This is a genomic window from Citrobacter sp. W9, assembly GCF_026719375.1.
Classification (GTDB): Bacteria; Pseudomonadota; Gammaproteobacteria; order Enterobacterales; family Enterobacteriaceae; genus Citrobacter; species Citrobacter werkmanii.
This window is the reverse complement of the sequence record NZ_JAPPTE010000013.1, coordinates 142,093-157,454: the sequence shown is the minus strand read 5'-3', so window position 1 is coordinate 157,454 and position 15,362 is coordinate 142,093. Positions and strand designations below refer to the sequence as shown.

At 49.0% G+C, this 15,362-nt stretch carries 18 protein-coding genes; 11 read left to right on the top strand and 7 right to left on the bottom strand.

All coding sequences use genetic code 11. The annotated features are described in order from the left end of the window. Positions 1-72, bottom strand: a 72-nt coding sequence (locus OOJ59_RS18360; protein ID WP_001568368.1) for an IS1 family transposase, incomplete at its 3' end; no start/stop codon positions are given. A gap of 196 nt (positions 73-268) precedes the next feature. On the opposite strand from OOJ59_RS18360, the gene OOJ59_RS18355 reads away from it, so the two are divergent. The 3 genes from OOJ59_RS18355 to OOJ59_RS18345 are packed head-to-tail and all read left to right on the top strand — an operon-like array spanning position 269 to position 2,006. Then, on the top strand, positions 269-763 hold the full coding sequence (locus OOJ59_RS18355) for a fimbrial protein (RefSeq protein WP_268063447.1): 495 nt from the start codon (positions 269-271) through the stop codon (positions 761-763). A 43-nt stretch (positions 764-806) separates the two neighbouring features. Beyond that, the gene (locus OOJ59_RS18350) at positions 807-1,292 is read left to right on the top strand and encodes a fimbrial protein (protein WP_226809270.1); all 486 of its coding nucleotides are present in this window, start codon (positions 807-809) and stop codon (positions 1,290-1,292) included. Positions 1,293-1,310: 18 nt separating this feature from the next. Continuing rightward, a complete protein-coding gene (locus OOJ59_RS18345; protein WP_160955569.1) occupies positions 1,311-2,006 on the top strand; it encodes a helix-turn-helix transcriptional regulator in 696 nt (231 codons plus the stop codon). A gap of 49 nt (positions 2,007-2,055) precedes the next feature. On the opposite strand, the gene OOJ59_RS18340 is transcribed toward OOJ59_RS18345, so the two are convergent. The 3 genes from OOJ59_RS18340 to OOJ59_RS18330 all read right to left on the bottom strand — a co-directional run bounded on the left by OOJ59_RS18340 (position 2,056) and on the right by OOJ59_RS18330 (position 5,827). Further along, on the bottom strand, positions 2,056-3,330 hold the full coding sequence (locus OOJ59_RS18340) for a Glu/Leu/Phe/Val family dehydrogenase (RefSeq protein ID WP_038641196.1): 1,275 nt from the start codon (positions 3,328-3,330) through the stop codon (positions 2,056-2,058). A 331-nt stretch (positions 3,331-3,661) separates the two neighbouring features. Further along, the gene (locus OOJ59_RS18335) at positions 3,662-4,393 is read right to left on the bottom strand and encodes a MerR family transcriptional regulator (protein WP_038641185.1); all 732 of its coding nucleotides are present in this window, start codon (positions 4,391-4,393) and stop codon (positions 3,662-3,664) included. A gap of 222 nt (positions 4,394-4,615) precedes the next feature. Continuing rightward, complete coding sequence (locus OOJ59_RS18330; RefSeq protein ID WP_069324669.1) at positions 4,616-5,827, bottom strand: diguanylate phosphodiesterase; 1,212 nt, start codon at positions 5,825-5,827, stop codon at positions 4,616-4,618. A gap of 318 nt (positions 5,828-6,145) precedes the next feature. Here OOJ59_RS18330 and ycgZ point away from each other — a divergent pair, with 318 nt between their 5' ends. The 5 genes from ycgZ (at position 6,146) to OOJ59_RS18305 (ending at position 7,919) form a co-directional block, all read left to right on the top strand. Then, on the top strand, positions 6,146-6,382 hold the full coding sequence (ycgZ, locus tag OOJ59_RS18325; protein ID WP_038641180.1) for a regulatory protein YcgZ: 237 nt from the start codon (positions 6,146-6,148) through the stop codon (positions 6,380-6,382). A 45-nt stretch (positions 6,383-6,427) separates the two neighbouring features. Next, a complete protein-coding gene (locus OOJ59_RS18320) occupies positions 6,428-6,700 on the top strand; it encodes a hypothetical protein (protein WP_160955570.1) in 273 nt (90 codons plus the stop codon). A 34-nt stretch (positions 6,701-6,734) separates the two neighbouring features. After that, the gene (locus OOJ59_RS18315; RefSeq protein ID WP_038641176.1) at positions 6,735-7,001 is read left to right on the top strand and encodes a biofilm/acid-resistance regulator YmgB/AriR; all 267 of its coding nucleotides are present in this window, start codon (positions 6,735-6,737) and stop codon (positions 6,999-7,001) included. A 122-nt stretch (positions 7,002-7,123) separates the two neighbouring features. Beyond that, a complete protein-coding gene (locus tag OOJ59_RS18310) occupies positions 7,124-7,417 on the top strand; it encodes a hypothetical protein (protein ID WP_038641174.1) in 294 nt (97 codons plus the stop codon). Beyond that, on the top strand, positions 7,368-7,919 hold the full coding sequence (locus OOJ59_RS18305; protein WP_121529139.1) for a LuxR C-terminal-related transcriptional regulator: 552 nt from the start codon (positions 7,368-7,370) through the stop codon (positions 7,917-7,919). The genes OOJ59_RS18310 and OOJ59_RS18305 overlap by 50 nt, the downstream gene beginning before the upstream one ends. Positions 7,920-8,006: 87 nt before the next feature. Here OOJ59_RS18305 and ychF read toward each other — a convergent pair whose 3' ends face one another. Then, complete coding sequence (gene ychF / locus OOJ59_RS18300) at positions 8,007-9,101, bottom strand: redox-regulated ATPase YchF (RefSeq protein ID WP_038641169.1); 1,095 nt, start codon at positions 9,099-9,101, stop codon at positions 8,007-8,009. A gap of 115 nt (positions 9,102-9,216) precedes the next feature. Then, positions 9,217-9,801, bottom strand: coding sequence for an aminoacyl-tRNA hydrolase (gene pth / locus OOJ59_RS18295; RefSeq protein ID WP_085048075.1), 585 nt, complete (start codon positions 9,799-9,801; stop codon positions 9,217-9,219). 275 nt (positions 9,802-10,076) lie between these two features. On the opposite strand from pth, the gene ychH reads away from it, so the two are divergent. Further along, positions 10,077-10,358, top strand: a complete 282-nt coding sequence (gene ychH / locus OOJ59_RS18290; RefSeq protein ID WP_003833480.1) for a stress-induced protein YchH — start codon at positions 10,077-10,079, stop codon at positions 10,356-10,358. A 121-nt stretch (positions 10,359-10,479) separates the two neighbouring features. Here the strand turns inward: ychH and lysC are convergent, their stop codons facing one another. Continuing rightward, positions 10,480-11,841: a lysine-sensitive aspartokinase 3 gene (gene lysC / locus OOJ59_RS18285; RefSeq protein WP_160955571.1), complete on the bottom strand. Its 1,362-nt coding sequence runs from the start codon at positions 11,839-11,841 to the stop codon at positions 10,480-10,482. 611 nt (positions 11,842-12,452) lie between these two features. On the opposite strand from lysC, the gene OOJ59_RS18280 reads away from it, so the two are divergent. Then, entirely contained in the window at positions 12,453-13,838 is a 1,386-nt protein-coding gene (locus OOJ59_RS18280) for a diaminobutyrate--2-oxoglutarate transaminase (RefSeq protein ID WP_038641163.1), read from the top strand. Positions 13,839-13,853: 15 nt separating this feature from the next. Then, positions 13,854-15,317, top strand: coding sequence for a pyridoxal phosphate-dependent decarboxylase family protein (locus OOJ59_RS18275; RefSeq protein WP_370606036.1), 1,464 nt, complete (start codon positions 13,854-13,856; stop codon positions 15,315-15,317). Positions 15,318-15,362 lie beyond the last annotated feature (45 nt).

Genomic DNA, 15,362 nt, shown 5'->3' with positions numbered 1-15,362 from the left:
AGTGCTTTTGCCGTTACGCACCACCCCGTCAGTAGCTGAACAGGAGGGACAGCTGATAGAAACAGAAGCCACTGGAGCACCTCAAAAACACCATCATACACTAAATCAGTAAGTTGGCAGCATCACCGGAATTCGTGTATCAGTTTTACCTGGTAGTTTTGTGCTGCCATCCAACGGTATGGCTTACATTTATAATCTCGGTTTTTACGATGTAATGTTAATTAAAACCGGGAAAATAACCCCTGGGTATTTAACGCCGGGAGTAATAATGCAGGGATGGTTCGTCACACCAGATAATTATTTTACACAAATTTCCCTGGATGCAAATACGCAGGTAACGGTATTAGCATGCTCTGTTTCCAGCCAGACGCTGAATTTTAACCTTGGCGACATTAATGCCAGTGAATTCTCTAACCAATCGGGGTTTAACCCGCCGCGTAGCGATAGCCAGAACCTTGGACTTAACTGCGATGCGTCCGCCAACATTAACGTGGAACTCATGGGTACGCAGAACCCCGATGTGACAGGCGATACGAGCGTGTTGGCGCTGAACGGTCAGGGAACGCAGGGAACTGCAGACGGGGTAGGAATACAAATGCTTTATAACAACGTTCCGTTGCAACTGAATAATCGCATTGTATTGAAGCGTTCAACTGGCGGGCAGGAAACGTTGCCGCTGATAGCGCGTTACTACCAGACTAAGCCGGTCGTCAGACCGGGAAGCGCCAATGCAACCGCGACGTTGAATATTACTTACCAATAACAGGGAATAAATAATGTTACCTGGAAAAAGGACGGCCATAGTGATGATACTCGCATCACCTGTATGGGGGATGGGTGATCCTGTGACGCTCAACATCAACGGCAATGTCAAAACCGCGCCCTGTCAGGTGAGCAGCGACAGTGTGACCAAAACTGTTGATTTAACGCCCGGGCAATCTGTCACCGCTTCATCGTTATACACCGCGGGTTCGACCACGCCGTGGGTCGCTTTTGAATTAAGTGTTGAACAGTGTCCTGCCGGGACAAGCCGTGTAACGGTATTATTTAACGGTAATGCCGATAGCGACCATCCCAATGATATGTACCGGAATATCGGTACCGCCTCACCCGTAGCAATCCAGGTACAGGCGAGCGATGGTGTGCCCCTTGGCAACGGAAAATCATTAACCGCAAATATTTCCAATCAGCGCTATACATGGCGTTTGCGCGCCAGAATCTATAGTGAGCAAGGGCTGGTAACGCCTGGAACCATCAATTCTGCGATTACTATTTCTATGACCTACCAATAAACTAAAGCAGGCGCCTTAATGAACATCAGCATCCGCTGTGATGACAATATGTATAAATTGGGATTGATCGCATTACTAAGAAAAATATTTTCACTGGAAATGGCCCAGCAAACTCTGAGCATTCAGAATTTTGAATCTAAAAATAGGGCAACTGATGATGTGATGATTTTAATGCTCAGCCCCGGTGAACATTATCTTTGCCATTCAGAATTCTTTACCCGATCTCCAGGGCTTATTGTGGGTTTAATTGACAGGGAGCATATTCCTGCGCGTGGCGAAGTGCCTTCATGTATCAACCATATTGTTTTTATTCCTCACGATACTCCGACCAGTCAAATGGGGACGGTGATTAAACATCACTGGTCCTTAGCGAAAAATGCAAATTTAACCAATAAGGGGCGCTCTTGCTTAGGTTGCCCACATAAAACATTCACAGCGCAGCAGCATCAGTTAATTCGTTTATTATTGTCAGGGCTCACGTCAAAGCAAATTGGTTTGCATATGCATATTTGTCAGAAAACGGTGCTGGCACACCGTCGAGCCTTAATGAACAAATTTAGGTTGAGGTCGGATTGCGAATTATTACAATTCCTCATCGCTGCACAGGAAAAGAGGGTTTTCAGCGCAGAGAAACCCGCAGCGAGTGAAGAAACAATAGCTCGGCCAGTTGCACCTGGTGCAGAATTGTACATGATCCCGGTGAGCTGCAGATAGAAAGCCACCTGCTTCGCAAGTGGCTTATGCTCAAGGTTACTTAGGGGGCTTAGCCCGGATAAATTCCGCGATCTTTACGTGCCAGCAAAATACGCTCACAGGCGACAATATAGGCGGCGGTACGCAGAGAGCAGGATTTCTCAGCGGCCTTTTCCCACACGTGTACCATCGCATCGGTCATGATTTTATCCATGCGTTGGTTGATCTCTTCTTCGCTCCAGAAGAAGCTTGCCATGTCCTGAACCCATTCGAAGTAGCTGACGGTAACGCCGCCGGCGTTACAAACTACGTCAGGAACAACCACAATACCGCGGCTTGCCAGAACGTCGTCGGCATCCGGATAGGTTGGACCGTTGGCACCTTCGAGTATCAGTTTACAGGTCAGCGTTTCAGCGCGGTGACGGGTGATCTGACCTTCGAGCGCGGCAGGGATCAGAATGTCCATCTCCAGGCTCCAGAAAGCCTCGCTGGCGATGGTTTCCGCCCCCGGGAAACCAGCAATCTGTTTGTGCTCCAGTTGCCAGGCTGACAGCGCGGACATGTCGATGCCGGTAGCGTTAAACAGCGTCGCGGTGTGATCCTGAATAGCGACTACGCGTGCACCAGCTGCCGCGAAAAGACGGGCGGCTTCACTGCCGACGTTACCAAAACCTTGCACCGCGACGCGAGCGCCTTCAACGTCGATATTGGCACGACGAGCCACTTCCAGACCGCTGACAAAAACGCCGCGACCGGTGGCTTTATCACGGCCTAACGAGCCGCCGAGGTGAATAGGTTTACCGGTGACCACGCTGGTCACGGTGGTGCCGTGGTTCATGGAATAGGTATCCATCATCCAGGCCATCACTTTACCGTTTGTACCCACATCCGGCGCAGGGATGTCTTTCTGTGGTCCAATAATAATGCCGATTTCGCTGGTATAGCGACGGGTCAAACGCTCCAGTTCGCCTTCAGACAGTGAGAACGGATCGACGCGCACACCACCTTTGGCACCGCCGTACGGCAGATTCAATGCTGCGCATTTGATGGTCATCCATGCGGACAGGGCCATCACTTCATTAAGATCAACATCAGGATGAAAACGCACACCGCCTTTGCCCGGACCACGGGAAAGGTTATGTTGCACGCGATACCCTTCAAAATGACGGATAGTCCCGTCATCCATTTGTACCGGGATATCAACAATCAACGCGCGTTTTGGGTGACGCAGGGTATCCACCCAATGGGAAAGTTCGCCCAGGTAAGGGGCCACACGCTCGATTTGTTGCAGGTAGGTATTCCAGGCAGATGTGCTGCTATCTGAAGCGTAAGATAACTTATCCATGATAAACCTTAGTTATAAAAGTAATATGTTCTTAATTTGGCCGTGGTATACAGTGAATCTCACCATATACACCTAAATTTAACATTTTTTTCATGGAGTAGCCCCCCCAGCCAACGCAGCTTATCGGCATGGATAGTATGGGCTTTAGTTGAAAGATGAATAACTATGCTTGTTTTGTGCTGTCTTTATGACTTTTTGCGAGACTGGAGTGATTTAATATGCGCATTTTGCAAAAAACACATTTTGTCAGATTTATGACGCACCTCTAAAAGTAAACAATATGATAATAAAATGTGTTTGCTTTATTGCATTAAGCTGGGCATCTGTCGGCTTAAGGCCCGTGGAAAATAACTTTGTATCCCTGCTCATTCCAGTGTTGCAGCAGTTCATTTTGTCGTCTGGTTGGCGCCGTACCGGTCCAGACGAAAAGCGTTTGCCCGGGGAATAGCTCAGGACGTGGTGTTTCAATAGGCTCTGCAAGAATGGCGATATGCCACCCGGATTGCGATAAGCGCCAGGCCTCAAGCCATAAACGGGTTCTGTCTTCAACATCCCAGGCCATCAGAATGGCATCTTTCCCTGACTTGCGACGCGTTTCTGACAGAAGTACCGCAACATATTCGATCAGCGCGCCGTCAAGCATGCTGTTCATTATGCGAGAGGTATTATGATCAAGTATGAGTCGCTGGCGTACAGGAAGATAGACTCGGTCAATCAACGCATCGACCGGATACGCGCGGCCAAGAGAGAGCATTTTGGCCCGCAGCTTCGGCGGATTGGCCATCCGCAGAATGCTCATCATCTCTTCCTGCAATTGATTCCAGTCATCATCAGTTTCGCGGGTACTGGTTTCCAGTAATGCTTTCACTTTCCCGACAGGCGTACCATTGCTAATCCAACGTTTGATTTCTTCAATACGTTGAATATCCTCTTCATCAAAGAGTCGGTGTCCGCCTTCGCTTCGTTGAGGTTTGAGTAAACCGTAGCGTCGTTGCCATGCCCGAAGGGTTACGGGATTTATCCCGCAACGTTCTGCGACGTCGCCGATGCTGTAATAAGCCATAGTTCCCCCAAACACTCCTGATTCTCCGTCACCGATATGCGGTTCCTGTCACTTTGTACAACATGCATCAAATTGTACAAAACATACAGAGCATTCTAGCAAAATTAAGATTTACTTTACTATCACGCGTGAGAATATTGCTGGCTTTAACCTCAGAAAAGGGGGGAGGTAACAAATGACTTTCATAATCCATTGAATATTAATGATTTATTGTGTGGCGATTTATTTTCTCTCAGGCCATGCCACAGAAGGGGTACCGTTCAGCAAGGCTGCTGCAAATAAGTTACCCTGGAAAAGCTCGATCCCAGCGGATTCAAGCCACATCCATTCTTCGGGTTTTTCAATGCCAACGGCTGAAAGCTGAATCTCAAGTGAAGTACAGCATTTAATGATCGCCTGAATGATGGCCTGTCTTGGGCCACTTTTATGGACATCAGCAATGAGTTCTCGACTGATCTTTATTCTGTCCGGCTGGAAACGAGACAGAAGTAAAAGCCCAGCATAACCCGCGCCAAAATGATCAACTGCCACACAAATCCCTGCTGCTTTAAGTGATTTTACCGCCTGTGCAAAAGCATCAAAGCGGGAGATGACTTCGCTCTCGGTAAATTCCACGATGATTTGTTCAGGGACCAGTCCATTTGCGGCTATTTCATGAATCAGAAAGTTAACAGCGTCGGGTCTGTTCACCAGCGTCATGGGTAACAGATTGACTGACAACATTTTTTCACCAAGATTCAGAGCGCTGGCCATGGCAAATGCCGTCTTTTTACTTTCCAGATCCGCGGTGTACATCTCTTCCGTGCTTAATTTGTCAAAGTACGCTGCCGGAGTTTCCCCATCTTTACCACGAATAAGCGCTTCCAGAGCGATAACGCGTTGTGACATAGGGTCGATAATTGGTTGAAAGGCAAAGGTGTAGTCGGTATTTGACGCGAGCTCTGCTTCATTAAGGGTTGTACAACTTTTATCGGTGATAAAATCCCAGAAATCGGCAGCAGGGATTTCAAAATAAGTCGATTTTTCCGTTGCCAGTACGAATGTCCGGAAAAACTGCAATGCCCGGTCATCATAGGTGAGCTGGAATTTTGACGTCCCCTGATTCAGTACCGCTTGTAAGACCTCAGCCCGTTCATGTTTTTGTAAATCAAATAACTCCATCCCGACCTTCCCAAACCGGCGGGCAGGAGCATAATCGCACATCAGTTCGACAATATTGTAGTGCCGTGAGTCGTTACAGATACAACGATAAATCTCCTTCACTTGCTCCTCTGGGCCTTCGAGCAGCTGGAAAAAATGCTGACCGTTAAAGAGCAAGATCCCTGTAACATCAGAGCGCCTGTTTTTCAGATTTGCGGCCATCACCATATCCTCAATCGCACAGAGGGGGGCGTCATCACGTAGATGGCTACGGTAAATAATGGTCGTGAGCATGGACAGTCCGGGATTAAGGGATGAGGTGAGGTAAGGACAGTATCAGACAAACGCGGTTATGTCCTGATTTTCAATACATTATTTTAACCATAAATTTACACGTGTAAGTCTATACAGACGTCGTAACCGCTCCCGGGAAACAAAGGCTGTACAGCAGCTGGAGCGGTTGTACCTTTTATTTTCACTCTAATTCGTTGAAAAATATAATATAGCACTTTATGTTAAAATTTGCTTTATCTTCGTGTACACATTTTTGGTACAACTTTGCTACTGTTATAAAACTTAATACTCATCAGCATTTTGTTACAGGAGCAACATATGCAGCAGCACAGAGTTCTCACTGATTCCGCAAACGCAATTTCTCGTTACTTTGCAAAAGCGCATCTTCCTACACAGCAGGAAACATTGGGAGAAATCGTCACTGAGATACTAAAAGATGGACGCAACCTGAGCCGAAAGTCACTCTGTGCCAAGCTTTTGAACCGTCTTGAAAAAGCATCTGGTGAGGACGAACAGAAGCATTACAATGCCCTAATCGGCCTGCTCTTCGAATAAAGGGACACCCTAAAACATATAAATGGGGAAAGTAGTGAAGTAGTTATGAAGAAAACTGACCATGAACGCTTGAAACACGAAATTACAGGTTTAGCTGTTATACAGATTTTGCGCATGAACACGGTAATATCATTACCCGCATTGATTAAGCAATTACGTCTTATGAAGGCGAGTGAAGTGGATGCCGGGCGTAGACATCTTATTGACAGCATAATTCATGATTTCACAGATTCTAATCCGGCAAGGATGACCCCCAAACCGGAAAGAACTGTTGATGAGAGTGTATTCAGTGGCAGTAAAAAGCCTAAATTACATTAGAGACCATTTTCCATACTATACAAGCGAGGTGACTATGCTTCAGGAAATGAATGTTCACAGAGCAATTGCAGATAAGGCTTTGTCGAGTTACTTCCGTAATGCCGGTGAGCTATTAGCAGATGAATCCGTTGTATTGGGGCAGGCAGTAACAAATGTGATTTTAGCTGGCGATAATGTTAATAATAAAAACATCATTTTAAGCCTAATTGCTTCACTGGAATCGACAACAGATGTTGTTCAGGCTGATATCATCAGAAAAACACTGGAAATAGTGTTGCGCTATACAGCTGACGACGTCTAATAAAATTATTATATAATCATGAAGCTCCAGCATCCATAGTATGTGCTGAGTATTTGTATACTTTGAATTAAGACTACACATAGCATCTTCTCATTCTTAGACTACATTATTATGGGCTTGATATGATTAATTCAATTCCGGAGAATTATATTTTCCAGTGCGCTTTATACAAGAACTTAGAGCGTAATGTGATGTTAAAAATGGGTTATGTCAGTGATGACGTTCTTGTTCAGGCGCTCAGTGCACAGCTGAAGAATGAGAAGAATGCTATATTAACCGATCTTTATATGCAGATTATGAGTCACTTTCAACCAGCTATTCGTTCTGAACCCCGTCAGGTTAATTGTGATTTTTTAGAGGTCATCAATGATGAATACAGTTCAGGAACACGCCAGACAAGCACACTTGTGGATTGATGATGTTTTTATCAGGCAAGGTCTGGAGAATATTCTCGCTGATATAGAGTATAAAGATAAGAATGTGCGTCTTGTTTTCTTTACGATCAACTACTTCAACACTGTAAAAAAACAAAACTATGATCTCAGGACGCATCGGCTGGTGCTTCTGATTGATGGTCATCTGTATCAGTACCTCAATGAACTTTCATTCTACAGGCTTCCTGTAGACAGTGGCGTAGCCTCAATCAAAAAATTTATCGCTGAAATTATCAGCATTGATACTGAACACGACCAGCAAGCTGAAATAAATATCGTCCTGACTGAACGGGATAAATACATCTTAACGCAATTAGGGGAAGGGCGGACTATTTCTGAAATTTCTGGCTTGCTGAACCTGCACTTAAAAACGATTTACCTGAGTAGGCAAAATCTGATCAAGAAACTTGGTTGTTCGGGGTTGATTGATTTTCAAGGAATACTGCAAACCCCAATATTCAGGCACTGGCTGGAACATGCCTGAGTAAATTACAGGTGTGGATTTAAAAAAAGGCTAAAATGAAAAATCCACGCCGTGGCGTGGATTTTGAAATCTCATTGTTAAACGCGTCTAGACGTTGAACAGGAAGTTCATCACATCGCCATCTTTCACGATGTAATCTTTCCCTTCCGCACGCATCTTACCGGCTTCTTTCGCGCCTTGCTCACCTTTGTAGGTGATGAAGTCTTCAAACGCGATAGTCTGTGCACGGATGAATCCTTTCTCGAAGTCGGTGTGGATTTTACCGGCCGCCTGCGGAGCGGTAGCGCCGACAGGGATGGTCCATGCACGTACTTCTTTCACGCCCGCGGTGAAATAGGTCTGCAGATTCAGCAGCTCATAGCCTGCGCGGATCACGCGGTTCAGCCCCGGTTCTTCCAGACCCATCTCGGCCATAAACTCTTCACGGTCGGCGTCGTCCAGCTCTGCGATGTCGGCTTCAACGGCGGCGCAAACGGCTACCACCACGGAACCTTCGGCAGCGGCGATTTCGCGCACCTTGTCGAGGTACGGGTTGTTTTCAAAACCGTCTTCGTTGACGTTGGCGATATACATGGTCGGCTTCAGCGTCAGGAAGCTCAGGTATTTGATGGCCGCTTTATCTTCGTCAGTCAGATTTTTCAGCGCGCGCAGCATGCCAGCGTTTTCCAACTGCGGCAGGCATTTTTCCAGGGCAGCCAGTTCAGCTTTGGCGTCTTTGTCGCCGCCTTTGGCTTTTTTCTGTACGCGATGAATAGCGCGTTCACAGGTATCCAGATCGGACAGCGCCAGTTCGGTATTGATAACATCAATATCGTCAGCCGGATCCACTTTGTTATTAACGTGGATGATGTTGTCGTTCTCAAAGCAGCGCACCACGTGGCCGATAGCTTCGGTTTCGCGGATGTTAGTCAGGAACTGGTTACCCAGACCTTCACCTTTAGAGGCGCCTTTTACAAGGCCCGCGATATCAACGAATTCCATCGTGGTTGGCAGGATGCGCTGCGGTTTGACGATTTCGGCCAGCTGATCCAGACGCGGATCGGGCATCGGGACAACACCCGTGTTCGGCTCGATAGTACAGAACGGGAAGTTTGCCGCTTCAATACCCGCTTTTGTGAGCGCGTTGAACAGGGTGGATTTGCCTACGTTTGGCAAACCGACGATACCGCATTTGAATCCCATGTTTAAATCACCTTAATCTTTTGATATTCAATCTGTTATGGAAAACAGATTGTAGAAAAGTAAATAACTTCGCCTATTATACACAGCACGCGAGCAAAATGCCGCACATCGCTGCTTATTGCGCTTTAAAGGTATGTAACCGGCTCGTTGCTTTAGTCAGGCCATCTTTGAACAAAATCTCGGTACAACGGACCGCTTCGTCAATCGCTTCATCAATTAACTTCTGTTCAGAAACAGGCGGTTTGCCTAAAACAAACCCGACAACTTTGTTTTTATCGCCCGGATGGCCAATTCCAACGCGTAAACGATGAAAGTTAGGGTTATTGCCTAACTTGCTGATGATGTCCTTCAGGCCATTATGTCCGCCATGACCACCGCCAAGCTTAAATTTCGCCACCCCTGGCGGCAGGTCTAGTTCGTCATGCGCAACCAAAATTTCATCGGGGTTGATGCGATAAAAACTGGCCATCGCGCCGACCGCCTTGCCGCTCAGATTCATAAATGTGGTCGGCACCAGCAGGCGGACATCTTCGCCTTCGAGCGTAACCCTGGAGGTGTAGCCGAAGAATTTCGGCTCATCGCGCAGGGGTGCGCGTAGTCTCTCTGCCAGTAGATCAACATACCAAGCACCGGCGTTATGCCGCGTTGCCGCATATTCTGCGCCGGGGTTTGCCAGACCGACAATCAATTTAATCGACACGTGTTTTGTCCTGAATGTATCTATAAACGACGTGTAGTTTACTGTCTGGCGCTGCGCTTGACAAAAAACTGCGTGCTTATCCTCAGAAAACTGAATAATTGCGAAACTGGACTATTAGAAATTGAGTGTGTTCAGTAGCTTATTTGTAAAGTTTTGTTGCGCGGGTGTTTGTAATTGTGATCGCTCCCGCACTTGCGAACGGCAGTGTTGTCTATACTTTACACATAAGGATTAGGGGTATTCCCTGTAACAACCCAAAGTTCCGGAGGTGACACATGAAACGCAAAAACGCTTCGTTACTCGGTAACGTGCTCATGGCTTTAGGGTTGGTGGTGATGGTGGGTGGCGTTGGTTACTCTATTTTAAACCAACTGCCGCAATTTAATCTGCCACAGTTTTTCGCACATGGTGCCGTGCTCAGTATTTTTGTCGGCGGAGTTCTCTGGTTAGCGGGGGCCAGAGTCGGCGGGCACGAACAAATCAGTGACCGTTACTGGTGGGTACGTCATTATGACAAACGCTGCCGTCGCGGTGATACCAATCATCGTCACAACTAAATAGCCTCTCCGCTGCGAGAGCCACTGTTTGCGGGCAGAGTCCTGGTTGAAAACCAGTCCTCTGCTTGTTCATGTCGTCCTGGATAAATGCGCTTATCTTCGCTGCGCATTTGCAGAGATGTTATTCGAATAATCGATAATGTAACGTCTTAACCGCGCTATCCGCCGCGTCGGCCGGTAACAAAATGCACAGGTTATCGTTTGATGCGCCGTGGCAAATCATGCGTACCGTATGCTCTTCGAGCCAGGCAAAAACGTCTTTGCAAACCCCCGCAGCCTGGGTCAGTTTATTGCCCACCAAAGTGACTAATGCCAGTCCGGTTTCCACTTCCACCCGACAGTGGGAGGACAATGCGGTAAACAATGCCGTGCTCAGAATATGGTCCTCACCCGATGTCGCATGAGTGGCGTCCAGCGCCAGCGCAATACAATTTTCTGATGTTGTGACCAAATCCACTGCCACCGCGTGGTGGGATAAAATGGCAAATACCTGCGCCAGAAAAGCACAGGGCGGTTGTGTGTGCAGACTGTGTAATCGTAATAACGTCTGTTTACGGCGCACGGCGAGTGCCCGATAACGCGGTGGATTATCGGTGGTGTTGTGCACCAGCGTACCACCGGCAGAAGTATCTTTACTTGAGCCAACAAAGACCGGAATTTTTTTCCGCATGGCAGGCAGCAGCGTCGCCGGGTGAAGAACCTTTGCACCGTAGGCGGCCATATCGCTGGCCTCGGAAAATGAGATATGGTCGATCCGTTTGGCCCGTGGTGCAATGCGCGGATCGGTGGTGTAGATCCCGGCAACGTCAGTCCAGATGTCCACGCGTGCGGCGTGCAGCGCCTCACCAAGTAGCGTGGCGGTGTAATCACTCCCGCCGCGTCCCAGCGTTGTGGTATGCCCGCCTGCGTCACGACCAATAAATCCCTGGGTAACCATAATAGCCTGTTCAAGACGCGGGCGCAGATGAGTCTCCACCTGGTAGTGCAGGGTGCTGAGATCCGGTTCAGCGCAGCCGTAGTTCGAGTTGGTACGCATTACGCTGCGGGCGTCAAACCACCCGGCTTCGGCGTGCCATTCACGTAATACTTCAGTAAACAGCAAAGAGGACATCAGTTCGCCGTGGCTGACTAACTCATCGCTTAGCGCATCGGACGGTGAAACCGTCGCCGCTTCTGCAAGGCGGCGTATGTTGTTGAGAAGATTATCGATTTCCGTGCTGATAACGGACGGCTGCTTCAGGCGGGAAATAATGTTGTATTGGATGGCGCGTAACGTCTCAAGCTTATCTAATTGTTGATGTGTTTCCAGACCTTCAGAAAGCTCGACCAGTAAGTTTGTTACGCCTGCGGAAGCAGACAAAACGACTAAACGGACATCTTGATCAGCAAGAACAATGCTGGCGCTGCGGTTCATCGCATCAAAATCAGCGACGCTGGTGCCGCCAAATTTGGCAACGACGGATGGTGGATAAATGCGAGTCATAACAATCTCATATCAGGGCGCCATAAAAGTATGGCTAGAAAATTTTCATTCTCGGCATAAGGGAACGTACGTTCTCCTTACGAAATGTCCGCCCGCGAACATTTCTGCTGACAACCCAGGCAATACCTGTTGTCGATAACGCGTGTCGCCTGTACGCGTTACCGGGTGCTGCGCATTAGTTCTTTATTTACAGAGCCTGTAAATAAGCGCGCCATACTAAGTGATTTATATTTAGGGATCGACTTTTTTATTCGATTTATCGAAAAATAAGTGAAAAATCATGTCGTAGTGAATAAACGCGTACATTATTAATGGTAAAAACATGTAAAAAAATAATAAAAACATGAAAACCTCATGGTTTTTATAACATCGTATACATTGCGACTGGCAACAATTTTGTAAAATAAATAGCTATATTTGTTTATGATTTCCTAATGTCAGATGTACTTTATGCTTTGAATTTTAAGGTAAAAATGCTCATTTAAGACGTTGGAAAATAAATGATTGAGTCCTGTGCTAAAACAACATATATTAGCCGCGCTTTTTTACAGGTAATCCTTATAACCATTTATTCAATCAGGCGTTAATCTACACCTGGTTGTAGGAGTGATATGATGACGGATAAAGTCCGTATTGATACTTTAAGTGCTAATTCATTACCGCAGAGCAATGATACCTTTTTAGCAAGACAGGCTGAGTTTGAATCTAATGTCCGCAGCTATCCACGTAAACTGCCATTAGCGATTGCGAAAGCGCAGGGCGTCTGGATTACTGACGTAGAAAATAATCAATATCTTGATTGTCTTGCAGGTGCCGGTACCCTGGCGCTCGGTCACAATCATCCTGAAGTGCTGCAGAGCATTCAAAGTGTCATCACAAGCGGCTTACCGTTACATACGCTTGATCTTACCACGCCGTTAAAAGATGAATTTTCATCTTATTTACTGTCTTTATTACCGGGCCAGGGCAAAGAGTATTGCCTGCAGTTCACCGGGCCGTCCGGCGCCGATGCCGTTGAAGCGGCGCTGAAGCTGGCGAAGAAAGTGACCGGCCGTTCCAGCATTATCAGCTTCTCCGGCGGCTACCACGGGATGACCCACGGCGCGCTGTCCGTAACCGGCAACCTGTCGCCGAAAGAAGCCGTCAGCAACATGATGGCGGAAGTGCAGTTTATGCCGTATCCACATCAGTACCGCTGCCCGCTGGGTATCGGCGGTGAGGCTGGCGTGAAAGCATTAACTTACTACTTCGAAAACCTGATCAACGACGTTGAAAGCGGCGTGCGTAAACCGGCTGCGGTGATCCTTGAAGCCGTGCAGGGCGAAGGCGGCGTGAACCCGGCGCCGGTCGAGTGGTTACAGCGCATCCGTAAAGTCACTCAGGAACACGGCATTCTGCTGATCATCGATGAAGTCCAGGCAGGCTTCGCGCGTACCGGTAAGCTGTTCGCCTTCGAACATGCGGGTATCGAGCCAGACATCATCGTCATGTCCAAAGCGGTGGGCGGCGGTCTGCCACTGGCGGTTCTGGGGATTAAGAAGCAGTTCGATGCGTGGGCTCCGGGCCACCATACCGGTACCTTCCGCGGCAACCAGCTTGCGATGGCGACTGGCCTGACAACGCTGAAGATCCTTAAAGATGACAAGATTGCCGACAAAGTTGCCGCCCAGGGCGAGTGGCTGAAAGGCAAACTGGCTGACCTGCAGAAACGCTACCCGGTGATTGGCCAGGTGCGCGGTCTGGGTCTGATGATCGGTCTGGAAATCGTTAAGCCGAACGAAGCGCAGGATCACATGGGCTGCTACCCGGCCGATGGTGAGCTGTCTGCGCTGCTGCAGAAAAAATGCTTCGAAAACGGGCTGATTCTGGAGCGCGGTGGTCGTAACGGTTGCGTACTGCGCCTGCTGCCGTCTCTGCTGATCACTAACGCTGAGCTGGAAGTGTTCCTCGATAAATTCGAAAACGCCCTGCTGGGCGCTGGCGTAAAGCCGGTTTAAACGGAGTTGGATCGAATGTCAGACGTAAACCCGATTCTGTCCGGCTCGGCGCAGAGCATTGCTGCCTACCAGGACGCTATCGAGCAGAGTACGCAAGCGGTCGTTGAATGGTTGAAGCAGCCTGAGATGTATCAGGGCAAAACCGTTGAACAGCTGCGCGAACGTATCAACCTGAATTTTACGTCTCAGGGCCTGGGCAACCAGGCCGCTATTGAGCGTGCGGTTGAATACTTTCTCAAAGACAGCCTGTTGGTTCACCATGCGCAGTGCGTGGCGCACCTGCACTGCCCAAGCCTGGTGATTAGCCAGGCGGCGGAAGTGCTGATCAACGCCACTAACCAGAGCATGGACTCCTGGGACCAAAGCCCGTCGGCCACGATCATTGAGATCAAACTGATCGAATGGCTGCGTGAGCAGGTGGGCTATGCGGCAGGTGATGCGGGTGTGTTCACCAGCGGCGGCACCCAGAGTAACCTGATGGGCCTGATGCTGGCGCGCGACGCGTTCTTTGCTCGCCAGGGGCACTCCATTCAGCAGAATGGTCTGACCGGCGACCTGAGCAAAATCAAAGTGTTTTGCTCTGAAAGCGCGCATTTCTCCGTGCAGAAAAACATGGCGTTGATGGGGCTGGGCTACCGTTCCGTCACTCAGGTGAAGACCGATGCGTTCTCACGTATGGATCACGCTGACCTGAAAGACAAGCTGGCCCAGGCGCAAGCCAACGGCGAGCAGGTGATGGCGATTGTCGCCACGGCCGGGACGACCGATGCGGGCGCTATCGACCCGCTGGCGGATATCGCGGCGCTGGCGGCAGAGCACCAGATCTGGATGCACGTCGATGCGGCATGGGGCGGGGCGTTACTGCTGTCTGAGCAGTATCGTCACTTCCTGAACGGTCTTGAACTGGCAGACTCCGTGACGCTGGACTTCCACAAACAGTTCTTCCAGACCATCAGCTGCGGCGCGTTCCTGTTAAAAGACGCGCGTCACTACGAGCTGATGCGCTACCAGGCGGCGTACCTGAACTCTGATTTCGATGAAGAGCACGGCGTGCCGAACCTGGTGTCGAAGTCGCTGCAGACCACGCGCCGTTTCGACGCACTGAAGCTGTGGATGGGCCTCGAAGCGCTGGGTAAAAAGCAGTATGCCGAAATTATCGATAACGGCGTAACGCTGGCCCGCGATGTGGCTGAGTTTGTGAAAACCCAGCCGCATCTGGAGCTGGTGATGGAGCCGCAGCTGGCAAGCGTACTGTTCCGCTTCCGTCCGGCAAGCGACGATATGGCGTTTGTTGCGCTGCTCAACCAGCGTATCGGCGACGTGCTGCTGGCTTCCGGTAGCGCCAACGTCGGCGTCACCGAAGCCGATGGCATTACCTGCCTGAAGCTGACGCTGCTGAACCCGACCGTGTGCCTGGAGGATGTGAAAGTCCTGCTGGCGAGCGTGAAGGCAACGGCTGAGCAACTGCTGAAAGCCTAAGTCATTACGTTGCAATAAAAATGGCTCCCGCGGGAGCCATTTTTT